Source organism: Micromonospora sp. WMMD1102 (assembly GCF_029626265.1).
Classification (GTDB): domain Bacteria; phylum Actinomycetota; class Actinomycetes; order Mycobacteriales; family Micromonosporaceae; genus Plantactinospora.
In genome coordinates this window covers 2,578,733-2,603,464 of the sequence record NZ_JARUBN010000001.1, presented here as the reverse complement: position 1 = coordinate 2,603,464, position 24,732 = coordinate 2,578,733, and the positions used below count along the sequence as shown (strand labels likewise).

The window sequence follows — 24,732 nt, the reverse complement described above, 5'->3', positions numbered from 1 at the left end:
GGTCCGTCGGGACGGGGGCCCGCGATGTCGACAGGTGACCCGAAGACCGTCGCCCCGGAACGCCGGCTCGGCGGCGACCTGCTCGGCCGGCTCAGCCTCGACGTCGACGCCGTCGGCGTGCTGCTCGGCCGGGACGCCGCCAACCAGCCGGTGCTGGTGCGGCTGTTCCGGCCCGAGCCGCTGACCGTGGCGTTCGTCGGCGACTGGTGGACCGCACAGCTGCTGGTCTTCCGCTGTCTCGGTCACGGTGCCCGGGTCGCGGTGGACGCCGTGGACGCGGTCGTCCCGGCGGCGGCCGGCACCATCGCCACGCTGGCGCACTGGCTCGCCCTGGACCGGACCGCCGGAGGTGCCGGGGATCGGGTGTGGCGGTCGGCGTACCCGGGCGGTGACGAGCCGGCCGATCCGACCCGGCCACTGCTGCGGCTGCGCGACGTCGGCGTGCACGGCCCGGAACGCCGGCCGCCGACCCGGGCCTGGGAGACCCAGTTGACCGTGCTGCCCCGGTTGACCCCGGCCGGCGTACCCGCGCTGGCCGGCGCCGACGTGGTGCTGGCGCAGCGGCTGACCCAGCCGGAGGCGGCGCTTGTCGGTTCGGCACTCGCGCTGCCCCGGACGGTCTGGTCGGCGCTGACCACGATGGGCAACGAGATGGTCGCCGCCTTCGGCGGCGGCGCCGCCCGCTATGCCTGGCTCACCCCGACCCGGTTCGAACGCCAACTCTTCGGCTGACGGGCAGGCGCGGCGGGCCCCCGAGCACCCGACCCGAAGTGGGCTGTGAGGCGGCGGGGATCAGCCTCGGATCGCGCGGATCCAGTCGAGCAGCCCGCTGACCCACACCGCCAGCGGGAATACGGCGAGGACGAGCAGAACCTCGACGATGTCGAGAGTGCGTCCCCAGATCGGCGAACCCGGCCGGCGCCCGGCGGCCAGCGCGAAGCCGACACTGATCGCGGCGACCAGCAGCAGTACCCCGAGCAGCAGCGTCAGCCGCCACACCAGTCCCAGGTCGTCGTAGGCGGCGACCACGGCGGCGGTCAGGGCCACGGCTCCCGCGCCGAGCAGCGGCAGCCGCTGCGCCCGGCCGAGGAACCAGCGGGCCCGGGCCATCATCGTCAGTCCCAGCACGGCGCAGAGCGCCAGTCCGGCGATCCCGTCGGCGGCCACCGCGACGGCGGCCACCGCACCGATCAGCGACAGCGCGCTGAGCAGGCTGGCCAGGAAGGCGTCGGCCCGGTCGGCCCGGGCGAACGTCTCGTGGCCGTCGACCGTGTGGACGTCCTGGCGCAGCTGCTCCGGGTCGGTCGGCACCGGCGAGACCGGCAGCCGGCCGAGCCGGTAGGCGAACATCGGCAGCAGCGGGAGCGTGGCGAAGGCCAGGGTGACGGTGATCGCCGCCGCCGCCGGGGTGCCCACCCCGAAGAGCACCCGGATCGCGGCGGCCACCAGCAGCGCCACCGCACCGGCAGCACCGCACAGGAAGACCGGCCCGGCGTCGCCGACGCCGATCGCGGCGGCCGCCGCCACCAGCACCACAGCGGTCGCGGCGACCAGCACGTGCGGCGGGGCGAGCTGGCCGACGGTCCGGTCACCGGCGAGCACCAGCAGCCCGCCGACCGCCGCGTGGCAGAGCGCCACCAGGGCGAGGACGGTGGCGCTCTGTGGATCGCCCACGGCCCGGGCCAGCACCACCGCGCCGAGCAGCAGGGCGGCGGCGAGGCCGAGTCCGACCAGGCCGCCGGGCAGTTGCGGCGGCCCGGCCAGCAGTACCGCGACCGCGCCGCCGAGCAGGGCCACCACCCCGAGGGTCAGCCCGAGCGCCCGGGTGGCGGCCGGGCTCCACCGGCCGGTACGTCGCTGTGCGGCGGTGGCGACGGCGTCCACCACGTCGTCGAAGACCGGCAGCGGCGCCTCCTCGCCCCGGGGACGCAGGTAGAGCAGCTCGCCGTCGCGTACCTCGAGTTGGGCCGGGGTGCGCGAGCTGTCCAGCGCCGCACCGCCGAGCCGGGACAGCGTCCAGCCGTTGCGCGCCGCCGAATCGTCGGCCAGGGCGTCGCCCGCCCAGCTGAGCACCGTCGGCAACAGGTCGGCCAGGGGTACGTCCGCGGGTAGCGCGAGATCGACGCGGTTGCGTGGAGCTACCACCGTGACCCGGCTGAACCCACTGGCCACGCCTCAACCTCCGTGTCGACGATGCCGGGACATTATCACCGCTCGGGCACACCGGGAGGTGCCCAGGCACCGCTCGGCTTCGCCGGTCGACTTCAGACGATCGACAGTGCACCGGCTGTCACTTCCGGGCCGTCCGCCAGCCCCGGCGGCGGCCACGCCGGACGACGGGTACCGAGGCCAGCAGGAGTGCCGCCAGCGCGACGCCGATCACGGCGACCACGCCCGAGACGGCGCTCACCGCGCCCAGCGGGCCGGGGCGGGCGGCCGGGCGCGGCACGCTCACCGCGGCGCCGGGTTCGGCGGCGCCGGCCGGGCGCAGCGCGCCGACCGCGCGTACCGGGTTGACGACCCCGTGCCCCACCTGGGAGTTCCACAGCCCGTCCGGGTGGTCGGCGGTCTGGGTGATCCGGTCGGCGACCTGCTCGGGCGAGAGCGTCGGGTCGTACGCCCGGATCAGCGCGGCCAGCCCGGAGACGTACCCGGCGGCGAAGCTGGTGCCGCCCTCGGCGGTGAACAGGTAGCCTCCGCCGGCCACCGCCGGGCCGGCGATCCGCTCGCCGGGTGCCGCCACGTCGACGAAGTCGCCGCTTGTCGACGTCTGCACGTGCGCGTCCGCGGCGTTCACCCCGGCCACCGCCAGCACCCCCGGATAGGCCGCCGGAAAGGTCGGCTGCCCCGCCTGCGCGTTCGACTCGCCGGCGTTGCCCGCGGCGGCGACCACCACGACCCGGCGGTCCAGGGCGTGCGCGACGGCCGACTGCAACTGCCGGGTCGGCGGGGTGGTCAGCGACAGGTTCACCACGTCGGCCCCCGCCTCGTCGACCGCCCAGCGGATCGCCTCGGCGATCCGGCCGGAGAGATCGGCCTCCTCGGACCTGCGCTGGTCGCGGAGTACGCGTACCGGCACGATCTCGGCTCCCGGTGCGACGCCGTAGAAGCGGAAGCCGGCGCTGACCGCCTCCCGGCCGGCGATGATCCCGGCGATCAGGGTGCCGTGGCCGTTCTCGTCGCACCGGCCGTCGCCGTCGGAGTCGGACAGCAGGTCGCGGCCGGGCAGCACCTTCCCGGCCAGGGTGGGGTGGTCGGCGGAGACACCGGAGTCGACGACGGCGACCCTGATCCCGACCCCGGTGCTCAACGGCCAGGCGAGATCGGGGCGGAGCCGGGTCAGCGGCCAGGGCGCGGCGGCGAGCGGGTCGGTGACGGCGGGGCCGCAGCGGGCGGCGGCGTACCGGTGTGGAGGGCTGGCCGCCGCCGGGCCGCCGGCCGTGGCGATCAGGCCGGCCAGCAGCGCGGCCAGCACCGACGCCGTACGCCGGGCCGGGAGGGGTGCCGGTCGGCCCGGCGCCGCGCCTGCCGCCGTACGTCGGGTGCGTCGCGCGTCCGGGTCAGCTCGCACTCTCGCATTATGCCGCCGTACCCGGGAATCCGGACCTCCCGTCCGTCCACGGTGGCCGGTGCGGTGCCGCTCGGCGGGCGGGTCCGCCGTGCGCCCCCGGTGGGACGGCCCTTGGCAGGATACGAACGATCGTGCTATCAATACCGGGTGAGCAAGGGTGAAGCCACCCGCCAGGCGGTGCTGGCCGAGGCGACCGAGGTCGCCAGCCGGCTCGGCCTGGGCGGCCTCACCATCGGTTCGCTCGCCGCCCGGCTCGACATGTCCAAGAGCGGCCTCTTCGCGCACTTCCGCTCCAAGGAGACGCTGCACCTCCAGGTGCTCGGTTACGCCCGGGACATCTTCACCGCCGAGGTGGTCCGCCCGGCGCTGCGCGCCCCCCGGGGCGAGGCCCGGATGCGGGCCCTCTTCGACAACTGGATGCGCAGCGTCGGCCTGGCCGGCGCCTGCCTCTTCGTCTCGGCCGCCACGGAGTTCGACGACCAGCCCGGCCCGGTCCGGGACCAGCTGGTGGCCGACCACCGGGACCTGGCCGACGCGATCGCGCAGATCTTCCGCACCGGGATCGCCGAGGGGCAGTTCGACGAGGGCGCCGACCCCGAGCGGTTCGCCCACGACCTGCACAGCGTCATGCTCGGCGCGTTCCACGCCCGCCGCCTGCTGCACGACCCGCGCACCGAGACCTGGTCCCGGCTGGCCTTCGAGGCCCTGCTCGACGCCGCCCGGCCGAAGTCCGACTGACACCAAACCGAGGAGCCGTCATGGCCAGTCCATCTACCCGAGGCAAAAAAAGCACGATCGTTCGTTCGTTTCAGCAGACTGTCGTCACCATCGGGTTACGGGCTGCCTTCCGTACCCTGGAACACCTGGCGCCGGACGTCGGAGGCCGGCTCGCGCTGCGGCTCTGGTGCACCCCGCCCCGCCGGCGCACCGTCCCCGGCGCGACTCCGCCGCCCGGAACCGGCGGCGCCACCACCTTCACCGGCCCGCACGACGGGGCCGCCTTCTCGCTCGAGGTCGACGGCGGTACGGTCACCGGCCGGGTCTGGGGCAGCGGCCCGCTCGTCTATCTCGCGCACGGCTGGGGCGGCTCCGCCGGCCAACTGCACGGATTCGTCCCCACGCTGGTGGCGGCCGGCTACCGGGTGGTCAGCTGGGACGCGCTCAGCCACGGCCGCTCCGGACCGGGGGCGCTCGGCCCACACCGGGCGACGCTCGCCGAGTTCGCCGACGTGCTCGCGGCGGTCGTCCGGGCGCACGGCCCGGCGCACGCCGTGATCGCCCACTCGCTGGGCGCCAGCGCGACCGGGGTCGCCGTGCTGGACGGACTGCCGGTGGGCCGGCTGGTGATGATCGCCCCGCTGGCCGACCCACTCCCCTACATCCGGGTGTTCCAGCACAGGCTCGGCATCGGGCCGGTCGTCGGTGAGCGGCTGGTCGCCGCGATGGAGTCGCTGGTCGGCCGTTCGATCACCGACTACGACCTGCTCTCCCGGGCCCGCCGCTCCGCTGGACTGCCGCCGCTGCTGGTGATCCACGACCGCCGGGACCGCGAGGTGATCCCGGCCGACGGTGCCGCGACGGCCGCCGCCTGGCCCGGCCGGCTGTACCGCACCAGCGGGCTCGGGCACGGCCGGATCCTCGCCGACCCCGAGGTCGTACGCCGGGCCGTCGACTTCGTCCGGCAGACCGGCCCCGACAGCACGCTCCCGGCCGACACCGCACCCCCGGCCGACAACCCGCTCCCGGCCGACACCGCACCCCCGGCCGACAACCCGCTCCCGGCCGACACCGCACCCCCGGCCGACAACCCGCTCCCGGCCGACACCGCACCCCCGGCCGACAACCCGGTCCCGGCCGACAGCGCGGTCCCGAGCGGCCTCGACCAGATCCCCGGGATACCCGTGGAGCGGGCGCATCCGATGTCCCAGGGGGCCGCCTGACGGGTGTCCCGCCATCGGCTGACCCGACCCGGACGGCGGCCCGGAAACGTGAAACCCCGTGCCACACTTGCCGGATGCGGCGACTGGTGACCCCGGTGGTGGTGGCGGTGCTGGCCCTGCCGTTCGGCGGCGCGGCGGCCCGGCCCGCCGCCGGCCAGCCGGCCGGGCAACTGACGACCGGCACCCGCACTGCGGCCGGCGCCGCCGCCGGCGCCCGGGTCTGCACGGTCGACGACGAGCGGCTGCCCGAGGTCTCCGGGCTGGCCGCCGTCGGCGACGGCTACGTCGTGGTCAACGACAGCTCGGACGCGGACGACCGGCGACGGATCTTCTTCCTGGACCGGGACTGCGCGGTCACCCGTACCGTCCGCTATCCGTCCCGGCCCCGGGACACCGAGGACCTGATCCGGGCGCCGGACGGCACGATCTGGGTCGGCGACATCGGCGACAACGACCGGGAACGCGAGACCGTGGCGCTCTGGAAACTCGCGCCGGGCGCCCGGTCGCCGGTGCTGCACCGGGTCAGCTATCCCGACGGCCCGCACGACGCGGAGGCGCTGCTGCTGACCGGCGACGGCACCCCGGTCATCGTCACCAAGGACCCGGGCATCCCCGGCCTCTACGTCCCGGCTCGGACGCTGCGGGCCGGGCAGACCACAGCGCTGCGCAAGGTCGGCCAGTTCACCCTGCCGACCAGCACCACCAGCAACCCGTTCTCGTTCTTCGGACGGCAACTCGTCACCGGCGGGGCGGTCAGCCCGGACGGCGGCCGGGTGGTGCTGCGCACCTATGCCGACGCCCTGGAGTTCGAGGTGACCGGCGGTGACGTGGTCCGCTCCGTCACCGAGGGGACCCCCCGGGTGGTGCCGCTGCCCGACGAGCCACAGGGCGAGACGGTCACGTACAGCCCGGACGGTACGGCGCTGCTGACGCTCTCGGAGAAGGCGGAGGGTGGGTCGGCCACCGATCCGGCACTGCTGCGCTATCCGCTGCCGGACCGGGAGCCCAAGCCGGCGCCCGCGACCAGCACCCCGGCTCCGGTCGCCTCCGACGGTGCCGGGTCCGGCGAACGGTCGGCGAACTCGACTCTCGACATCACCGGCCGCTTCGTCGGTGCGGTGGTGGCGACCCTGCTGGTCATGCTGGCCTTCGGCGTCTTCGCCGTCCGGCGGGCCCGCCGCGGGCCCGGCCGAGGACGCTAGGGCGGTCGGCCCCGGGCGGGTCGGCGGGAGAACCCCGCACCGCGGGCGTTCACCGTCGGGGGTGACCCCGGCGGTTTCGCTGGGTACCTGGGAAGGAGTCGAACGAAGGAGCTGATCATGGCCAAGCCACCCGTCGTGGACCATCCCAGCTGGCGCAGGGCGCTCGACGAGCTGCGCGTACGCGAGAAGGCGGCCACCCGGGAACTCGACGCCATCGCCGCCGAGCGACGAAGACTCCCGATGGTGAAGATGCCCGAATACACCCTGGTCGGCGCCGAGGGACCAGTTCGGCTCGTCGAGATCTTCGAGGGCAGGTCGCAGTTGATCGTCTACAACCACATGTGGGACCCGGACGCCGAGTGGCAGTGCGGCGGCTGCACCAGTCTCACCTCGTCGTACACCCGGCTGGACTTCCTCGACAACTACGACGCACGGTTCGTCATCGTCACCCAGGGCCCGATCGAGGCGGCCCTCGCCTACGCCGAACGCGTCGGCAACACGATGACGTGGTACTCCACCGCCGACAGCCCGTTCGGGGCAGACGTCGACGCGCCGCCCGGCGGCGGCTTCGCGGTCAACGTCTTCCTGCGTGACGGCGAGACCGTCTACCGCACCTGGCACACGACCGGTCGCGGCGTCGAACAGCTCACCTTCACGTTTCCGCTGGCCGATGTGCTGCCCTACGGACGGCGGGAGGAGTGGCAGGACTCTCCCGAAGGCTGGCCGCAGGGACCGACCTTCAACGCCTGGCTCGACTCCCCCGACATCGCCCGGCTCTACGGTCGGGTGTCCTGATCCGCCCGCCCGCCCGCCGCGACCGCCGGCCGGGTCGCGGGCTCGGCGGCCCGGTCGGCGGCGGGGCCGTTCCCGGCACCGCCACTACCGGGAACTGCTGGCGACCATTCCCGCCGCCCGGACGTTCGACCCGGCGGAGCTGACCGCCTCGCAGATCGCCGCCGCGATCGTGCACGAGCTGGCCGGTCAGCCCTGGCCCGTCAGCCGTCGGCGCCGTCGAAGAGCCGGCGGTACTCGCCGTAGCCCTCGCGCTCCAGGTCCGCCAGCGGTACGAAGCGCAGCGACGCGGAGTTCATGCAGTACCGCCTCCCGCCCCGGTCCCGTGGGCCGTCGTCGAAGAGATGCCCGAGGTGGCTGTCCCCGTGCGCCGACCGCACCTCGGTCCGGACCATCCCGTAGCTGGCGTCGGCGATCTCGACGACGTTCGCCGCCTCGATCGGGGCGGTGAAGCTCGGCCAGCCGGTGCCGCTGTCGTACTTGTCGACCGAGGCGAACAGCGGCTCGCCGGAGACGACGTCGACGTAGATGCCCGGCTCCTTGCTGTCCCAGTAGGCGTTCCGGAACGGCGGTTCCGTCCCGCTCTCCTGCGTGACGTGGTACTGCTGCTCGGTCAGCCGGGAAACGGCCTCCGGGTCCTTGCGGTACTCCTTCGACACCACGGTCCTCCTTACCCCGGATCCTGCCCGGACGGGTGCGCCGGGCACTGCCGCCACGGCCCGCGGCGGGCGACGGTTCCAGCCGGGAGGGCTGGCGGCAGGACCGGACTGCCCTACCCGACCGCCGGCACCGGAAACACGGCTGCCGGTTCCGGCTCCGGCGGGGCTGCCGGCTCCGGCGGGGCTGCCGTTCGCGTGCGGTTGATCCGCTGGTCACCGAAGGGCGGTGGGCAGGCGGTAGCCTGCGCACCGCCCCCGGGCGCGGCGACCGACGCGACGACATCCGGTTCGTCTGGACCGGTGACATCGCCGGCCAGGGCTGGGGCATCGCCCCCGACCTCGGCGGGATGGGCATCTTCCGGGCGATACGCGAAACCCGCCCCGACTTCTACCTGTGCAGCGGCGACACCGTCTACGCCGACGGCCCGCTGACCGAGACGGTGGCGCTGCCGGACGGGCGGACCTGGCGAAACATCGTGACGCCGGAGAAGAGCAAGGTCGCCGAGACGCTCGCCGAATACCGGGGGCAGTTCGCCTACAACCTGCTCGACGAGCACTTCCGGGCCTTCGTCGCCGAGGTGCCGCAGGTCAACCAGTGGGACGACCACGAGGTGACGAACAACTGGTATCCCGGCGAGAACCTGGACGACGCCCGGTACACCGAGCGCCGGGTCGACGTACTCGCCGCCCGCGCCCGGCAGGCGTTCCACGAGTGGGTACCGACCCCGTCGGACGATCGGCTCTACCGGCGGCTGCCGTACGGGCCGCTGCTGGACCTCTTCGTGCTGGACATGCGTACCCACAAGGACCCCAACGACGGCAACACGTACGCCGACCCGAGGCGCGGACTGCTCGGCGCCGAACAGCTGGAGTGGCTGGTCCGGGAGCTGAAGCGGTCGACGGCCACCTGGAAGGTGATCGCCGCCGACCTGCCGATCGGGCTGGTGGTGCCGGACGGCGCGACCGCCCAGGAGGGGATCGCCCAGGGCGACGGCGGCGCGCCGGCCGGCCGGGAGCTGGAGTTCGCCGAGATCCTCCGCGGCACGCACCGGGCCGGGGTACGCGGCATCGTCTTCCTCACCGCCGACGTGCACTACCCGGCGGCGCACCACTACGACCCGGCCCGGGCGGCGGTCGCCGACTTCACCCCGTTCTGGGAGTTCGTCTCCGGCCCGGCGCACGCCGGTGCGTTCGGGCCGAACACCCTGGACGGCACGTTCGGGCCCCAGGCGGTCTTCGTGCACGCCCCGCCGCGGGCGAACACGTCGCCGGCCGAGGGCTACCAGCACTTCGGCGAGGTGGCCATCGACGGGCCGTCCGGGGCGCTCACCGTGCACCTGCGGGACCAGGACGGCCGTTCACTCTGGACGACCACGCTGCCGGCGCCGCGCTGACGGGTGCCCCGGCACAGGTGGCGGCGTACCACCTGATGCGCTGCCGCTGGTGACCGGGCACCGCCGGGTCGCGGACCTGGCTGGCCCGGTCACCAGGGGCGTGCGCCGGAGCCGTCGGCGCCGACCCCGGTGCCGACGATCCGGCTCGGCTCGTCCAGCGCGGCGAGCTTGCCGCGTACCCTGCCCGCCTCGACGTGGTCCACCTCGTGGAGCACCTGCAACGCCTCCCGCCAGACGTCCCCGGCGGCGCGCGGGTCGCCAAAAGCGTGGTGGGTGTCGCCAACGTGCGACAGCGTGATGCCCTCCAGGTGGCGGTCGCCGATCGTCCGGAACAGCCGCAGCGCGTGGTCGTAGCAGCGCAGCGACCGGGACCGGTCGCCGAGGTGGTGGTGGACCCGGCCCAGGCTGCCCCAGGTGTTGGCCTGGCCGCCGCGGTCGTCGAGTTCCTGGAGCCGCACGAGGGCCCGCTCGCAGTAGGCCAGCGCCGAGGAGTGGTCCGCCAGCAGGGTGTGGCACCAGCCGACCGCGTTCAGCGCCCGTGCCTCCCCGTGCCGGTTGCCGGCGGCCCGGAGGAGGTCGAGACCCTGCCGGGCGTGGTCGAGCGCCTCGGCGAGCCCGCCCCGGCGCTCCCACATCAGCGACAGGTTCAGGTGGGTGTGGCCCTGCCCGGCCTGGTCGCCGGCGTCCCGGTAGAGCACCAGGGCGTGCCGGAGCTGGGCGTCGGCGTCGTCGAGCCGGGCCAGCCGGGTGTACGCGCGGGCGAGGAAGCGGTGCGCGACAGCCTGCGCCGTCGGGTCGGCCAGCCGGCGGGCGGCGGCCACCGCGGCCCGCTGGGTGCCGACCAGGTCGTACCAGTGGCTGCTGCGGTCCAGGTAGGTGCCGAGCGCCCAGGCGAGCTGCCAGGTCTGCGCGTCGCGTCCGGTGCCGGCGGCGTAGTCCAGCACGGCCAGCAGCACGACGCGTTCGGCGGCGAACCAGTCCAGTGCCCGCTGGTGCTCGCCGGGACGTTCCGGGGTCACCCCCGGACCGGGCCGGCCGGGTGGGACCGGGCTCGGCTCGGTGCGCAGCAGTTCGTCGGCGGCGTTGCCGCTCTGCACGTAGTGGTCGATCAGCCGGTCCACGGCGCCCCGGCGGCGCGGCTCCGAGTCGGTCCGCTCGGCCATCTCGGCCGCGTACGCCCGCAGCAGGTCGTGCGGGGTGTACCGGCCGTCGGAACGTTGCCCGAGCAGGTTCGCGCGGGTCAGTTCGGCGAGCGTCTCGCGTACCTCGGCGGGTGGCCGGCCGGCCAGACTCGCCGCGGCGGCGGCCGACAGGTCCGGGCCCGGATGCAGGCCGATCAGCCGGAACAGTCGGGCGGCGGCGGGGCGGAGGGAGCGGTACGACCAGGAGAAGACCGCCCGCAGGTCGGTGGTCGGGTCACCGGTGCTGAGCGCGTCGAGCCGGTCGGCGCCCCGGCGCAGCTGGTTGGCGAGGTCGGCCAGCGAGAGGTCCGGGTCGGTGGCGACCCGGGCGGCCACGATCGCCAGCGCCAGCGGCAGCCCGGCGCACCGGGCCAGGATCTCGGCCACCGCCTGGGGTTCGTCGCCGGCCCGGTCCCCGCCGATCCGCCGCAGCAGCAGCTCCCGGGCCTCCCGGGCAGGCAACGGACCGACCGGCACCGGTCCGGCGCCCTCGATCGCGACCAGGTCGGCCAGCCGGGCCCGGCTGGTGACCAGGACCAGGCAGCCGGGGCCGCCGGGCAGCAGCGGGCGGAGCTGGGCGGCGTCCCGGGCGTTGTCCAGCAGCACCAGCATCCTGCGGTGGAACATCTGGCTGCGGTAGAGCGCGGCCTGGGCGTCGAGGTCGGTCGGGATCCGTTCGGCGGGAACTCCGAGCGCGTCGAGGAACTGCCGCACCGCCTCGGCCGGCTGCACCGCCGGGCCAACCGGGTCGAAGCCGCGCAGGTTGACGTAGAGCTGGCCGTCGGGGAACCGGTGCGCCACCCGGTGTGCCCAGTGCACCGCCAGGGTGGTCTTGCCGACGCCGGCCGTGCCGGAGACCGCGGCGACCACCGTGGCGGCCGGTCCCGGTGGCCGGGTCGCCCGGTCCAGCAGCCCGTCGAGCCGGGCCAACTCGGTCGTCCGGCCGGCGAACTCGGCCAGGTCCGCCGGAAGCTGCGCCGGCCTGGGCGCGCTCCGCGCGGCGGTCACGGTCACGCTCTCCGGGCGGGGCGGCCGGACGCCCGCCTCCTCGTCGTGCAGCAGCGCGGCGTGTGCGGCCGCCAGCTCCGGGCCGGGCACCACGCCCAGGTCGTCGGCGAGCCGCCGGCGCACCTCGTGGTACGCCGCGAACGCCTGCCCCCGCCGCCCAGCCGCGTGGTACGCCCGGATCAGCCGGGCGTGTGCCGCCTCGTCCAGCGGTGCGGCGACCGCCGCCTCGGCCAGGATCGGCAGTCCCTCGGCGGACCGGCCGGCGGCGATCATCACCTCGCCGTACCGGCCGAGGGCCGCCTGCCGTTCGCCGGCCAGCGCGACCACCTTCGGGTGGCTGGCCAGGGTCGGGATGTCGGCCAGTGGTGGACCGTGCCACAGGGCCAACGCCTCGCCGAGCAGTTCCGCCGCCCGGTCGAACTGCCCGCACCGCTGTGCGGTGGCGGCGGTGCCGATCCGCTGCCGGAACCGTGTGACGTCCAGCCCGGCGTCCGGCAGGTGCAGCGCGTAGCCGTCGCCGACGAGCCGGAGCACGTTACCCCGGTCCCGGGGTCGCCGCTCCGGCTCCAGCAGCCGGCGCAGGTGCTTGACGTGGGTCTGGATGACGTTGGCCGCGCTGGTCGGCGGCTCCCGGTCGTACCAGAGTCCACTCATGAGTTCGGCGCGCAGCAGCGGCTTGCCGCCGGCCAGCGCCAGCAGGCTGAGCACCACCCGTCGGGCCGAAGGCCCCAGGTCGAGCGGTTCACCGTCGCGCCAGGCCCGCACCGGACCGAGCAGCTGAATCCGCACCAGCGCCCCCCGCCGTCCGTCCACCGTTGCCGCCGCGCGCACCGGTGATCGGCGCGGCGGCCGACTGCCGTCGAACTTAATCAGCGTCGGTTGATGTGCCTATCGGACCAACGGCGGTTTCCGTCGGGTAGGTCCAAGCCGCCCTCCGATGCGGACGGCCCGCCGGCGGGGTGCCGGCGGGCCGTCGTCGCAGCGCGGCGCGGGCTACTGCCCGGCGCCGTTCCAGTCGACCAACTGCACGATGACGCCGTTGGGGTCGCGCACCTGGAAGGCCCGCTCACCCCACTCCTCGACGGTGAGCGGCATCGTGATGGTGACGCCCTCGGCCTGGAGGCGGGCGAGTTCGCCCTCCAGGTCCTCGACGACGAAGGCCAGGATCAGCCCGCGGGCGTGGTCGTCGCGCTGGTCGGCCGGCAGCGTCGGCAGGCCCTGCCGGAGGAACACGACGTTCATCCCGACGTCGTCCCTGGTCAGCGAGGCGAAGCCGTCGGCGGCCATCGCCTCGCGGAACCCGAAGTGGGTGACGAGGAAACTGCTGGAGGCGGTGACGTCCGCCACGTTCAACGAGACGGCGGAGGATGTGATCTTCACAAGCGGCTCCCTGACGGTGTACTTGAACTCCTTACATTGTACGCCGTACGGAGTACGGATATTCCCGGCCGGCGTCGGCGGGGTTCGACACGCCCCGGCCCCACCCGGGCGGTTCGCACACCTGTCCGGTAATTTCTGTTCCTGGCCGTCGCCCACCGAGTAGCGGGGCGTAAGGCGGCCCCGCCCGGACAGGAGAACGCACAGGCATGGGTAAGCGGACGGTTCACGTCTCCGACTTCAGTGGCAAGGTGATCCACTCCGCCGACCAGGTGGTCCGGATCGTGGTGCTCGACCACCCCGACCTGGTCGCCGGGCCGGTGCAGCTCGAAGCCGAGCCGACCGAGGTGGAGAGCATCGACGACGCGGCCCTCGACGTGGCCGTGGTGGAGATCCACGACGGCCGGCCCGGCGAGGCGCCCCGCCGGGTGGTGCTCACCGCCAGCGAGTTCGACGCGCTCGCCACCGACGTGCCGATGGCCCAACTGCTACGGACCGCCGAACGGGTACGCCCGGCCAAGGCCAGCCGGGAACGGATCGACTACGGCACTATGGAGCACGCCGGCCGGCCGCACCGGGGGCGGGTCACCGAGGAGGAGGCCCGACTGGTGCGCGAGCACCTCGACGACGTCAACAAGCGCCTCGCCGACCAGGGGCTCCGGCAGATCGACCCGGCCGACCCGGAACACGCCACCCGGTACGGCTTCCCGACCCCCTGACCGGTCGCCCGGCGGGTCACCCCGAGGCCCGGGTGGTGAAGAGTTTCTTAAGCCGACCGGTCCCGGCTCGGCCGGGCGGGCGTCGACGCCTACGATCTGCCGGTGCGTAACAGGTTCACGTCCGCGCTGCTGGTGAGCGTCCTGGTGGCGGTCGCCGGGCTGGCCGGCTGCGGCTCTTCGGCGGACGACCGGCCGGCCGGGCCGCAGTGGGCTCCGGCCGCCGCCGGCAGCGGCGCGGCGACCCCGCCGCCGTCCACCCCGGCGGGCCCGTCGACCAGCCCGAAGCCGTCCGCCTCGTCCCGGGCACCGGCGGCGTTGCCCAGACCCGGCAACCCGGACGGGCGGGCCGCCGTCCCCGCCGAGGCCCGCGCGGTGGACACCTCGGAGCCGACCCGGGTGATCGGCACCGGTACGCCGGCGAGCTGCACCTCGGAGGCGGTGGTCGCGGCCGTCGCCAAGGGCGGCGTGATCACCTTCTCCTGCGGCCCCGCCCCGGTGACCATCACGATGAAGGCGACCGCGAAGATCCGTAACTCGACCGGTCCCCGGATCGTGCTCGACGGCGGCGGCCGGGTCACCCTCAGCGGCGGCGGCAAGCGCCGGATCCTCTACATGAACACCTGCGACCAGGCACAGGGCTGGACCACCTCGCACTGCCAGGACCAGGACCACCCGCAGCTCACCGTGCAGAACCTCGTCTTCGCCGACGGCAACTCCACCGGGCAGCGGGCCGAGGGCGGCGGTGGCGGCGCGATCTTCGTCCGGGGCGGTCGGTTCAAGGTGGTCAACTCGCGGTTCGTCCGCAACCGCTGCGACCAGACCGGCCCGGACCTGGGCGGCGCGGCGATCCGGGTGCTCAGCCAGCACCGGGGACTTCCGGTGTACGTCGTGCACAGCACCTTCGGCGGCGCCGCCGGGCAGGGCGGCAGCTGCGCCAACGGTGGCGCGCTGAGCAGCATCGGAGTCTCCTGGGTGGTGCTCAACAGCGTGCTGAGCCACAACCGGGCGGTCGGCCGGGGCGCCAACCCGGCCCGGTCCGGTACGCCCGGCGGCGGCAGCGGCGGAGCCGTCTACACCGACGGCAACCGGTTCACGGTGACGATCGCCGGCAGCGTGGTGCAGGACAACCGGGCCAACGAGGGCGGCGGTGCGGTCTTCTTCGTCAGCAACGACCGGACCGGGACGATGCGGATCGAGTCGTCGACACTGCGCCGCAACCGCAGCGACGGCTTCGAGACCCGGGGCTTTCCCGGGATCTTCTTCCTCGGTGCCCGCAACCCGACCGTCAGCGGCTCCAGCCTGCGGTGACGGCTGCGGCGTAACGACTGTGGTGCCGGGCCGGCAAAGTGGATAATGGACCGGCCATGGCCGAAGAACAGCTCGTCCTGCTGGACACCGACATCGGCAACGACATCGACGATGCCGTCTGCCTCGCCTACCTGCTGGCGCAGCCGCGCTGCGAGCTGCTCGGCATCACCACCGTCACCGCCGAACCGGAGGCCCGGGCGGCGCTGGCCAGTGTGCTCTGCCGGGCCGCCGGCCGGGACGTGCCGATCCTGCCCGGAGCCGCCGAGCCGCTGGCCAGCCCGCCGGTGCAGGGGCCGCCGCCGCAGGCCGCCGCGCTGGCCCGGTGGGACCACGAGACGTCCTTCGAAGCCGGGGCGGCGGTGGAGTTCCTGCGGCAGACGATCCGCGCCCGACCGGGCGAGGTGACCCTGCTGGCGATCGGGCCGCTGACGAACGTGGCCCTGCTCTTCGCGGTGGACCCGCAGATCCCGGCCCTGCTCCGCTCGCTGGTGCTGATGGGTGGCGCGTTCGGCGCCGTACCGGGTCCGGAGTGGAACATCCACTGCGACCCGTACGCGGCCGCCCGGGTCTACGGCACCGCCGTGCCGGTGCACCGCTCGGTCGGCCTCGACGTCACCACCCGGGTACGGCTGGACGCCGGGGCGTTCCTGGAGCGCTGCGCGAACCCGCTGCTGCGGCCGGTGGCCGACATGGCGGCCTCCTGGTTCGCGCAGCGGCCGGAGGTCACCTTCCACGACCCGCTGGCCGCGGCGGTGCTCTTCGCGCCCTCGCTCTGCACCTTCGCACCGGGCCAGGTGACCGTCGACGTCGACGCCGGGCCGGCGGCCGGCACCACCACCTTCCGGCCGGTGGACGGCGGCGTGCACGAGGTCGCCGTCGACGTCCGCCCGGAGGAGGCCCTGGCGCACTACTTCGAGATCGTCAACCGGGGCCGCTGAGCTGAGCCGCCTCGCCTGCGCCGGACCGGTCGCCCCGGCGCGGACCGGTCGGCCCCGGCAGGCCGGTGTCTGCCCGGCACGAACGGAGCGCGCCAGCGGCGGAACGAACCGGCCGCGGAACGAACCGGCCGCGGATCAGGCCGGTAGGGTCCAGAGGGGCGGGCGCCGGGGCGCGGCGTCGAGCTTGTCGGCGACGGCTTGGTAGGCGGGCTTGCGTACTCCTGCTGGTCTTCACGGCGATCCAGCTCCGGCTCTACCGGAAGGCGGACCTGTGAGCAGCCCGAACCGAGGAGCCGCCGTGACCGCGACAGTGCCGGACGCCCCGCCCGCCCCGAACGGGTCGCAGCCCACCCCGAAACCGGCCCGCCGGCCCACCCTGCGGCGCCGGCCTGGCTGGCCGTCTGCTACCTCCTGCTGGTGCCCGGCGCGATCCTCTTCGTCGCGCCGTTCGCCTGGCTGGTCAGCGCCTCGCGCCAGCACGTCGGCGACATCTTCTCCTGGCCGCCGCAGTGGATACCGGAGAACCCGACGCTGGACGGCTACCGGGGCTTCTTCGGCATCGGCAAGGCCGGCGAGCTGGCCCAGGGCAGCGAGGGTGCCTGGCGCTGGTTCCTGAACAGCGCCTTCGTGGCCACCTCGGTGACCATGCTGCAACTGTTCTTCAACTCGCTGGCCGCCTACACCTTCGCCAAGCGGAAGTTCCCCGGCCGGGACGCGATCTTCCTGCTCTTCCTGGCCACCATGATGGTGCCGCCGCAGGTCACGCTGATCCCGAACTATCTCGTGCTCAAGCACATCCCGTTCTTCGGCGGCAACGACGCGCTCGGCAACGGCGGGCACGGCTGGCTCGACTCGTACTGGGGGCTGATCCTGCCCGGTGCGGTGAGCGCGTTCGGGATCTTCCTGCTGCGGCAGTACATGCTCTCCATCCCGGACGAGCTGCTGGACGCGGCCCGGATCGACGGGGCCGGCGAGTTCCGGGTCTTCTGGCGGGTGGTGCTGCCGCTCTGCGGCCCGGCCCTGGCCGCCACCGCGATCTTCACCTTCACCTACGCCTGGGAGGACTTTCTCTGGCCGCTGATCGTCATCTCCAGCTCGGACAAGTACACCGCTCCGCTGGGTTTGGCCCTCTTCGTGGTGAAGAATCGGACATCCTGGAACCTGCTGATGGCCGGCTCGGTCGTCGCCACCCTTCCGATGATCGTCACCTTCCTGGTGTTCCAACGCCGGTTCATCCAGGGCATATCGATGAGCGGACTCAAGGGATGACCGGAAACGACAGCGGACCGACCGGGGCGGGGACCAGGGCGGGGACCGACGCGTCGGCCCGGGAACTGGTCGAGGAGCTGCTGAACGAGGGCAACGGGGTGCTCCGGCTCGGGCCGGCCTTCGTCGCCCGCGACCTGGTGCCGCCGGGCCGCCGGCTGGGGCTGCCGGAGCAGGCGTACGACCTCGGCGAGCGGGGCTTCGTCTGCGAGCGCTGGCTCGGTTCGACCACCCGGGCGGACAACCGGATCGGTCCGCCGGACGAGGGGCTCGGGCAGGTCGTCGACCGGGACGGGCGGGCCCGGGTGACGCTGCGCGACGCGGTACGCGGCGCCCCGGCCGCCGTGCTGGGTGTCGAGTACGCGGCCAGCCACCCGCACGGGCTCGGCCGGCTCGCCAAGCTGCTCGACTACGGCGCCCGGATCCCGTACCACATCCATCCGCCGCAGCGCTTCGCCGAGCTGGTCGGGCGGCGGTCCAAGGACGAGGCGTACTACTTCCCGGCCGGGGTGGAGCCCGGTCCGCACCCGGAGACGTTCTTCGGGGTGCACCCGTGGATCGTCCGGGAGCGGGCCTACGAGGTGTTGCTGCCGTACCTGGTCGACTGGGACAGCGACCTGATCCTGCGGCACGCGCGGGCCGACCTCCAGGTGCCGGACGACGGGTTTTCGGTGCCGTCCGGGGTGCTGCACGCGCCCGGCACCGCGCTGACGGTGGAGCTCCAGGAGGACTCGGACGTCTTCGCCATGTTCCAGGCGCTCAACGCCGGCCGGATCATCTCCAAGGAGCTGCTCTACAAGGACGTCCGGCCGGCCGACCGGCAGGCGCACGGCGAGCGGTTCCCGCTCGGCTTCGTGGAGTGGGAACTCAACGGCGACCCGTACTTCTACGAGAACAACCACCTGCCGCCGCGCCCGGTCGAACCGGACGACGCGGGTGAAAGTGGCCGGGAGTGGTGGATCTTCTACAACACGCCGAAGTTCAGCGGAAAGAAGCTGGTGGTGCCGCCCGGCCGGACACACCTGTCGACCGAGCGCGGGGTGTACTCGATCCTGGTCTGGTCCGGCAGCGGGCGCTACTGCGGCCACGACGTGCGCGGCGGGGACGCCGACCGGGACGAGTTGCTTGTCGCGCACGACACCGCCACGGCACCGCACCCGGTGGAGAACACCGGCGACGACGACCTGGTGGTCTTCAAGTTCTTCGGCCCGGACGTCAACCACGACGCGCCGGCACTCCCCCAAATCACGTCGACCTGACCTCGGAACGACCCCGCCGCCATCGGCCGCTAATGACGTCTGGCTGCCTCGCCAGCCCGACGAAGCCGTGCTCATGCCGGATTCTTGGAGAATTGTGGTTCGCAGCACGCCATAGTTCTCCAAGAATCTTGGGACCTGCCGGCGTAGCCGGCAACTCCCCGGGTGGGGCGCCTGGGCGGGGTATCGGGCGCAGGGCGGATCGTGGGGCCATTTCGGCAACTTCGGCTGTGCTCCTGGTGCCGACGGGACAGGCTTGTCAGCGCGAGGTGGGATTGCATACTGTAGTCAGCATAACGCATACAACTAGGCACGCCGCTGCCGCGTCGCCTCGACGCCGTGCGGACGTCGTACGAGAAGGGAGCAGCCCGTGCGAGTTGCAGTGCTCGGGGCCGGCGCCATCGGCGCGTACGTCGGTGCGTCCCTCTGCCGGGCCGGGGTGGACGTGCGGTTGATCGCCCGCGGCGCACACCTGGCCGCGTTGCGGGCCCACGGGGTACGGGTGTTGAGCCCGCGCGGCGACTTCGCCGCACACCCGTACGCCACCGACGACCCGAGCGAGGTCGGTCCGGTCGACTACGTGTTCCTGGGGCTGAAGGCGCACTCCTACGCCTCGGCCGGCCCGCTGCTCGAACCACTGCTCGGTCCGGAGACCGCCCTGGTCGCCGGGCAGAACGGCATCCCATGGTGGTACTTCCACAAGCTCACGGGGCCGTACGAGGGGCAGCGGATCGAGGCCGTCGACCCGGGCGGGGCGACCTCGGCGGTGATGGCCCCGGAGCGGGCGATCGGCTGCGTGGTCTACCCGGCGACGGTGATCGAGTCGCCCGGGGTGATCCGGCACCTGGAGGGGACCCGGTTCTCCATCGGCGAGCCGGACGGCACCCTGTCGCAGCGCTGCCAGCGGTTCAGCGCCGCGATGGTGGCCGGCGGGCTGAAGTGCCCGGTCGAGCCCCGGCTGCGGGACGACATCTGGATCAAGCTGATGGGCAACGTGTCGCTGAACCCGATCAGCGCGTTGACCAGGGCCACCATGGCGGAGATCTGCGAGAGCCCGGGGACCCGCCGGGTGGTCGAGCAGATGATGGCGGAGACCCTCGACATCGCCGGCCGGGTCGGCAGTACGCCGGAGATCTCGATCGGCAAACGGGTGGAGGGCGCCCGCCGGGTCGGCCACCACAAGACCTCGATGTTGCAGGACCTCGAGGCGGGCAAGGAACTCGAACTCGACGCGGTCGTCGCCGCCGTGGTGGAGATCGCCGACATCACCGGTGCGCCGGCACCGACCCTGCGCACCGTCTACGCCGCGACCGAGCTGTTGGCCAAGACCATGGCCCGGCCGGCGCCCGCCCCGAGCGCGCCGGCGGCCTGACCGGCCGATCGGCCCACTCCCCCGGCCTTCCCACCCCACCGTCCCGGCGCCGGGAAGGCACCGAGGACTCACACCCCGACCACCTGACATCCGACGCCCTGGAGGCTTCCGTGACCCTGATCCGCGACCCAGGTACCGGCTGGGACGACATCTCCGCCCGCTACCGGCCGACCACCCCCGAGGCGTTCGGCCGCTCCGACGCCGCCGGGACCCTCGCCGACGCCCGGCGCCGGGAGGTCTGAAGCCATGGCCAGGATCCCCTGCATGGACGCGGTCGTCTCGGTGCTCGCCTCGGAGGGCGTGGACGTCGCCTTCGGTTGCCCCGGCGCCGCGATCCTGCCGCTCTACGCGGCGCTGCGGCGCAGCGACATCCGGCACCTGATCGTCCGGCACGAGGAGGGCGCCACGCACATGGCCGACGGCTGGGCCAGGACCAACGGCCGGGTCGGCGTCGCGATCGGCACCTCCGGCCCGGCCGGCACGAACATGATCACCGGGCTCTACACCGCCCAGGCGGACTCCATCCCGATCATCTGCATCACCGGCCAGGCGCCGACCACCAAGCTGCACCAGGAGGCGTTCCAGGCGGTCGACATCGTCGAGATCGCCAAGCCGGTGACCAAGTGGGCGGTGCAGGTCAGGGAGGCGGCGCAGGCGCCGTGGATCTTCCGGGAGGCGTTCCGGATCGCCCGCTCCGGGCGGCCCGGACCGGTGCTGATCGACCTGCCGATCGACGTGGCACGGCAGGAGATCGAGTGGGACGCCTCGATCGACGCCCCGCTGCCGGTGCCCCGGGTCGAGCCGCACCCGCCCCGGGTCGAGCGGGCCCTGGACATGCTGCTCGCCGCCGAGCGGCCACTGATCCTGGCCGGCGGCGGGGTGATCATCGGCGAGGCGACGGACCTGCTCCGGGAGGTCGCCGAGACGCTGGACGTGCCGGTCCAGGTGACCCTGATGGGCAAGGGCGCGATCCCCGAGGACCACGACCTGTTCGCCGGGATGACAGGCATCCAGACCACCCAGCGCTTCGGCAACGCCTCCTTCCTGGAGTCCGACCTGGTGCTGGCGCTCGGCGCCCGGTTCGGCGACCGGCACACCGGTGACCTGGCGACCTACCGGGGCGACCGGAAGTTCGTGCACGTCGACATCGAGCCGACCCAGCTCGGCAAGGTGTTCGGCCCGGACCTCGGGATCGTCTCGGACACCGGGGCGTTCCTCGCCGCGCTGCTGGCCGCCGCACGCCGCCGGGGGGTGCGGCGGGACCGGGGCGAGTGGGTCTCGCGGGTACGCACGCTGCGCGCGACGCTGGGCCGCCGGGACGACTTCGAGGACGTACCGGTGAAGGCGCCCCGGGTCTTCAGGGAGATCAACGAGTACTTCGGCCCGGACACCTACTTCGTCACCGCGATCGGCCTCTACCAGATCTGGTCCGGCCAGTTCCAGCAGGTCTTCAAGCCCCGGCACTACCAGGTCTGCGGGCAGGCCGGACCGCTGGGCTGGGAGATCCCGGCGGCGATCGGGGTGAAGTGCGCCAGGCCGGACGCCGAGGTGGTCGGCGTGGTCGGGGACTACTCGTTCCAGTTCCTGGTCGAGGAGCTGGCGGTGGCCGCGCAGTACGACATCCCGTTCGTGCTGGTGATGCTCAACAACGAGTACCTCGGGCTGATCCGGCAGGCCGAGATCGGCTACGAGATGAACTACGAGGTGGACATCCACTACGACGAGTACGGCACCGACAACGTCAAGGTGATGGAGGCGTACGGCTGCTCCGGCCGCCGGGTGCTCCGGCCCGACGAGATCGCCAACGCGCTCGCCTGGGCAAGCAAGGAGGCCCGCCGGACCAGCCGGCCGGTGCTCGTCGAGGTGATGATCGAACGGGAGGGGAACACCGCGCACGGGCTCTCGATCGCGCAGGTGAACGAGTTCGAGCCGGTACCGGAGATCGAGTACCGGGACCCGGTCTCGGGCTGAGCCGAGAGGAGCCGAACCGGCCGACGGCGATCGGTCCCCCGCCACGACAAAGCGGCGGGGGACGATTGCATCTGGGCGACTGTATGCTATAACCCACAAACGGCCGGCAGACCCGCCGCCGCCGCGCGGCCGGTCCCGCCGGCCGACGACTCTCTCGCAGCCGGAGGTGCTCCATGACCGATTGGGGGGGCTCGCCCTCGCCCGCCGACGCCAACGGCGGCCGGCGTCGGGCGAGCACGACCCGCCGCACGCCACGCGCCGTGCGGCAGCCCCTTGAGCGGCCCGCGCCACTGCGCCAGGCGGTCTACGACGTCATCGCCGAGATGATCATCAACCGTGAGCTGCGCCCCGGCGAGCACCTGGTGGAGAACGAGCTGGCGGCCCAGCTCGGCGTCAGCCGGCAACCCGTGCGGGAGGCGCTGCAACGGCTGCAGAGCGAGGGCTGGGTCGACCTGCGCCCGGCCCTCGGCGCGTTCGTGCACGTGCCGACCGAGGAGGAGGCGGACCAACTGCTCGCCACCCGCACCCTGCTGGAGTCCGAGTCCGCCCGGCTGGCCGCCCGGCAGGCCACTCCGGAACAGGTCGAGCGGCTGCGCGAGCTGCAACAGGCCGGCGAGCAGGCGTTGCGGGACGACGACCAGGTGGAGCTGGTCGCGGCTAACGCGGCGCTGCACGCGTACGTGGTGGAGATGTCCGGCAACAAGGTCCTCGCCGAACTGATCGCGATGGTCGACCGGCGGGTGCGCTGGTACTACGCCCCGATCGCCCGGTCCCGGGGCCGGGAGGCGTGGGACGAGCACGCCGAGCTGATCGAGGTGATCGCCAGCCGGAACGGCCGGCGGGCCGGCGAGATGATGCGCCGGCACACCGAGCGGACGAGGGAGAGCTACCACCAGCGCCGCAAGGAGGCGGCCGAGCGGGAGGCCCTGGGCTGATCCAGGCCGGGAAACCCGTGCCGGGTTCCGGGTTCGGGTTGACTAGGGTTCGGTGTCGACATCGGCGGGGCCGCACCGACGTTCCAGGCGAGTGACGGAACGCACCGTCGCACGAGCCCGAGGTGGTCCGATGAAGTACGTGATCCTGATCCACTCGAACCCGCAGCCGTGGGGGCACCCCACCAGCGACTACCTGGCCGAGCACCAGGAGCTGCCCGAGGAGCTGCGTCAGCGGCTGAACGCCGACTTCGAGCAGGTGATGACCGAGTTGCAGGCCAACGGTGAGCTGCTCGGCGGCGAGGCGCTGGGCGCCCCGTCGGCCGCTCGGCTCTACCGCTGGCGCGACGGCGCCCCGCTGGCCAGCGACGGCCCGTACTCGGAGGCGAAGGAGCATCTCGCGGGCTTCTTCCTGGTCGACGTGCAGGACCAGGCCCGCGCCGAGGAGGTCGCCGCGAAATTCGCCGGCCCCGGGGAGACGGTGGAACTGCGGCCGATGATGTGGCCCGGTGGCGACGACCAGTAGCCGGCCCACCGGCGCCGGGCCGGCGCGGTCCGCGACGGTGTCGGGCCGGGAGGCGCTCGCGGAGGTGTGGCGCCGGGAGGCGCCGCACGTCCTCGGCGCGCTGCTGCGCCGGTACGGTGACCTGGCCGACTGCGAAGACGCCGTGCAGGACGCGGCGGAGGCCGCCGCCGCGCGGTGGACCGTCGACACGGTGCCGGACGACCCCCGGGCCTGGCTGATCCGGGTCGCCTCGCGACGCCTGATCGACCGGTTCCGCGCGGATTCCGCCCGCAGCCGCCGCGAGGTGCTGGACGCGGCCCGCCGGCCGGAGGACGTCGGCGTCGCGCCGGCCCCGGACGAGGTGCCGGAGCCGGCGGTCGACGACACCCTCCGGCTGCTCTTCCTCTGCTGCCATCCGGCGCTGAGCCGGCCGTCACAGGTGGCGCTCAGTCTGCGCGCGGTGGCCGGGCTCGGCGTGGAGCAGATCGCCGCCGCCTACCTGGTGCCGGCCCGCACCATGACCCAGCGCCTCACCCGGGCCCGCACCGCGCTGCGGCAGGCGGGCGCCCGGTTCGGCATGCCGGCGGAGTCGGAGTTGCCGGCCCGGGTCGCCGCGGTGCTGGACGTCTGCCACCTGGTCTTCACCGAGGGCTACACCCGGACCTCCGGCGAGTCCCTGCTCGACGTCCCGCTCGCCGAGGAGGCGATCCGGCTCACCCGGCAGGTGCACGCCGCGCTGCCCGAGCACGCCGAGGCGGCCGGCGCGCTCGCGCTGATGCTGCTCACCCACGCGCGGTCGCCGGCCCGGACCGACGCCGCCGGTGACCTCGTACCACTGGCCGAGCAGGACCGGAGCCGCTGGCGGCGGGACCTGGTCGAGGAGGGCGTCGCGCTGCTGGAGGCGCACCTGCCCCGGGGGCACGTCGGCCGTTACCAGCTCCAGGCGGCGATCGCCGCGGTGCACGCCGAGGCGGACCGCTACGAGGCCACCGACTGGCTCCAGATCAGCGTGCTCTACGACATGCTGCGCCGGATCGCGCCCGGCCCGACCGTCACGCTCAACCACGCGGTCGCCGCCGCGATGGCGCACTCCCCGGCGGTCGGCCTCGCCCTGCTCGACCCGCTCCGCGCCGACCCCGCCATGCGACGGCACCACCGGCTGTACGCGGTCCGCGCCCACCTGCTCGAACTCGACGGCGATCGGGCCGGCGCGACCGAAGAGTACCGGCGGGCGGCACGGTTGACCGCGAGCCTGCCGGAGCAGCGCTATCTCAACCGCCGGCTGGCCCGGCTGGAGAAGCCGCCGGCCCGGCTGGAGAACCGGCCCGGGTAGCCGCTCCC

General features: G+C 73.8%; 21 protein-coding genes and 1 pseudogene. 17 read left to right on the top strand and 5 right to left on the bottom strand.

Translation table 11 applies throughout. The features are described from left to right. The first annotated feature begins 24 nt into the window (after positions 1–24). The gene (locus O7626_RS11505) at positions 25–732 is read left to right on the top strand and encodes a hypothetical protein (protein ID WP_278061149.1); all 708 of its coding nucleotides are present in this window, start codon (positions 25–27) and stop codon (positions 730–732) included. Between the two features lie 60 nt (positions 733–792). Here O7626_RS11505 and eccD read toward each other — a convergent pair whose 3' ends face one another. Next, positions 793–2,172, bottom strand: coding sequence for a type VII secretion integral membrane protein EccD (eccD, locus tag O7626_RS11500; protein WP_278061148.1), 1,380 nt, complete (start codon positions 2,170–2,172; stop codon positions 793–795). Positions 2,173–2,290: 118 nt separating this feature from the next. After that, positions 2,291–3,571, bottom strand: coding sequence for a type VII secretion-associated serine protease mycosin (mycP, locus tag O7626_RS11495; protein ID WP_278061147.1), 1,281 nt, complete (start codon positions 3,569–3,571; stop codon positions 2,291–2,293). Positions 3,572–3,718: 147 nt separating this feature from the next. On the opposite strand from mycP, the gene O7626_RS11490 reads away from it, so the two are divergent. The 4 genes from O7626_RS11490 (at position 3,719) to O7626_RS11475 (ending at position 7,508) form a co-directional block, all read left to right on the top strand. After that, positions 3,719–4,309, top strand: coding sequence for a TetR/AcrR family transcriptional regulator (locus O7626_RS11490; protein ID WP_278061146.1), 591 nt, complete (start codon positions 3,719–3,721; stop codon positions 4,307–4,309). 20 nt (positions 4,310–4,329) lie between these two features. Beyond that, on the top strand, positions 4,330–5,511 hold the full coding sequence (locus tag O7626_RS11485; RefSeq protein ID WP_278061145.1) for an alpha/beta fold hydrolase: 1,182 nt from the start codon (positions 4,330–4,332) through the stop codon (positions 5,509–5,511). A gap of 74 nt (positions 5,512–5,585) precedes the next feature. Further along, entirely contained in the window at positions 5,586–6,713 is a 1,128-nt protein-coding gene (locus tag O7626_RS11480) for a hypothetical protein (RefSeq protein ID WP_278061144.1), read from the top strand. 117 nt (positions 6,714–6,830) lie between these two features. After that, positions 6,831–7,508, top strand: coding sequence for a DUF899 family protein (locus O7626_RS11475; RefSeq protein WP_278061143.1), 678 nt, complete (start codon positions 6,831–6,833; stop codon positions 7,506–7,508). 200 nt (positions 7,509–7,708) lie between these two features. Here the strand turns inward: O7626_RS11475 and msrB are convergent, their stop codons facing one another. Beyond that, entirely contained in the window at positions 7,709–8,164 is a 456-nt protein-coding gene (gene msrB / locus O7626_RS11470) for a peptide-methionine (R)-S-oxide reductase MsrB (RefSeq protein WP_347404776.1), read from the bottom strand. 236 nt (positions 8,165–8,400) lie between these two features. Between msrB and O7626_RS11465 the strand changes: the two are divergent. Beyond that, positions 8,401–9,558 (top strand): annotated as a pseudogene (locus O7626_RS11465) (alkaline phosphatase D family protein); the annotation flags it as partial. Between the two features lie 89 nt (positions 9,559–9,647). On the opposite strand, the gene O7626_RS11460 reads toward O7626_RS11465, so the two are convergent. Beyond that, positions 9,648–12,536, bottom strand: a complete 2,889-nt coding sequence (locus tag O7626_RS11460; RefSeq protein WP_278061141.1) for a BTAD domain-containing putative transcriptional regulator — start codon at positions 12,534–12,536, stop codon at positions 9,648–9,650. Positions 12,537–12,740: 204 nt separating this feature from the next. Further along, positions 12,741–13,127: a VOC family protein gene (locus O7626_RS11455; protein ID WP_278061140.1), complete on the bottom strand. Its 387-nt coding sequence runs from the start codon at positions 13,125–13,127 to the stop codon at positions 12,741–12,743. Positions 13,128–13,333: 206 nt separating this feature from the next. On the opposite strand from O7626_RS11455, the gene O7626_RS11450 reads away from it, so the two are divergent. The 11 genes from O7626_RS11450 to O7626_RS11400 all read left to right on the top strand — a co-directional run bounded on the left by O7626_RS11450 (position 13,334) and on the right by O7626_RS11400 (position 24,724). Then, the gene (locus tag O7626_RS11450; RefSeq protein ID WP_278061139.1) at positions 13,334–13,843 is read left to right on the top strand and encodes a hypothetical protein; all 510 of its coding nucleotides are present in this window, start codon (positions 13,334–13,336) and stop codon (positions 13,841–13,843) included. Positions 13,844–13,945: 102 nt separating this feature from the next. Next, positions 13,946–15,151: a hypothetical protein gene (locus tag O7626_RS11445; protein WP_278061138.1), complete on the top strand. Its 1,206-nt coding sequence runs from the start codon at positions 13,946–13,948 to the stop codon at positions 15,149–15,151. 56 nt (positions 15,152–15,207) lie between these two features. Continuing rightward, complete coding sequence (locus O7626_RS11440) at positions 15,208–16,089, top strand: nucleoside hydrolase (RefSeq protein WP_278061137.1); 882 nt, start codon at positions 15,208–15,210, stop codon at positions 16,087–16,089. A 417-nt stretch (positions 16,090–16,506) separates the two neighbouring features. Then, positions 16,507–17,358 carry a carbohydrate ABC transporter permease gene (locus O7626_RS11435; protein WP_278061136.1) on the top strand — a complete coding sequence of 284 codons (852 nt, stop codon included), beginning with the start codon at positions 16,507–16,509 and terminating at the stop codon, positions 17,356–17,358. After that, positions 17,355–18,614, top strand: coding sequence for a hypothetical protein (locus tag O7626_RS11430; RefSeq protein ID WP_278061135.1), 1,260 nt, complete (start codon positions 17,355–17,357; stop codon positions 18,612–18,614). Before O7626_RS11435 ends, O7626_RS11430 begins: the two co-directional genes overlap by 4 nt. 367 nt (positions 18,615–18,981) lie before the next feature. Then, positions 18,982–19,983 (top strand): 2-dehydropantoate 2-reductase, encoded by a 1,002-nt coding sequence (locus O7626_RS11425; RefSeq protein WP_278061134.1) that lies wholly within the window; start codon positions 18,982–18,984, stop codon positions 19,981–19,983. A 110-nt stretch (positions 19,984–20,093) separates the two neighbouring features. After that, entirely contained in the window at positions 20,094–20,225 is a 132-nt protein-coding gene (locus O7626_RS11420) for a hypothetical protein (RefSeq protein ID WP_278061133.1), read from the top strand. A 4-nt stretch (positions 20,226–20,229) separates the two neighbouring features. Beyond that, entirely contained in the window at positions 20,230–21,954 is a 1,725-nt protein-coding gene (gene gcl, locus O7626_RS11415; protein ID WP_278061132.1) for a glyoxylate carboligase, read from the top strand. A gap of 173 nt (positions 21,955–22,127) precedes the next feature. After that, a complete protein-coding gene (locus tag O7626_RS11410; protein WP_278061131.1) occupies positions 22,128–22,889 on the top strand; it encodes a GntR family transcriptional regulator in 762 nt (253 codons plus the stop codon). 130 nt (positions 22,890–23,019) lie between these two features. Beyond that, the gene (locus tag O7626_RS11405; RefSeq protein WP_278061130.1) at positions 23,020–23,412 is read left to right on the top strand and encodes a YciI family protein; all 393 of its coding nucleotides are present in this window, start codon (positions 23,020–23,022) and stop codon (positions 23,410–23,412) included. Further along, positions 23,396–24,724 carry a sigma-70 family RNA polymerase sigma factor gene (locus O7626_RS11400; protein ID WP_347404775.1) on the top strand — a complete coding sequence of 443 codons (1,329 nt, stop codon included), beginning with the start codon at positions 23,396–23,398 and terminating at the stop codon, positions 24,722–24,724. The genes O7626_RS11405 and O7626_RS11400 overlap by 17 nt, the downstream gene beginning before the upstream one ends. Positions 24,725–24,732 lie beyond the last annotated feature (8 nt).

What these genes read in the sequence shown, in the direction of transcription:
- O7626_RS11505 (WP_278061149.1), top strand. Translation starts at nt 25, where the DNA reads ATGTCGACAGGTGACCCGAAGACCGTCGCCCCGGAACGCCGGCTCGGC.
- O7626_RS11485 (WP_278061145.1), top strand. Translation starts at nt 4,330, where the DNA reads ATGGCCAGTCCATCTACCCGAGGCAAAAAAAGCACGATCGTTCGTTCG.
- O7626_RS11480 (WP_278061144.1), top strand. Translation starts at nt 5,586, where the DNA reads ATGCGGCGACTGGTGACCCCGGTGGTGGTGGCGGTGCTGGCCCTGCCG.
- O7626_RS11475 (WP_278061143.1), top strand. Translation starts at nt 6,831, where the DNA reads ATGGCCAAGCCACCCGTCGTGGACCATCCCAGCTGGCGCAGGGCGCTC.
- O7626_RS11450 (WP_278061139.1), top strand. Translation starts at nt 13,334, where the DNA reads ATGGGTAAGCGGACGGTTCACGTCTCCGACTTCAGTGGCAAGGTGATC.
- O7626_RS11440 (WP_278061137.1), top strand. Translation starts at nt 15,208, where the DNA reads ATGGCCGAAGAACAGCTCGTCCTGCTGGACACCGACATCGGCAACGAC.
- O7626_RS11430 (WP_278061135.1), top strand. Translation starts at nt 17,355, where the DNA reads ATGACCGGAAACGACAGCGGACCGACCGGGGCGGGGACCAGGGCGGGG.
- gcl (WP_278061132.1), top strand. Translation starts at nt 20,230, where the DNA reads ATGGCCAGGATCCCCTGCATGGACGCGGTCGTCTCGGTGCTCGCCTCG.
- O7626_RS11410 (WP_278061131.1), top strand. Translation starts at nt 22,128, where the DNA reads ATGACCGATTGGGGGGGCTCGCCCTCGCCCGCCGACGCCAACGGCGGC.
- O7626_RS11405 (WP_278061130.1), top strand. Translation starts at nt 23,020, where the DNA reads ATGAAGTACGTGATCCTGATCCACTCGAACCCGCAGCCGTGGGGGCAC.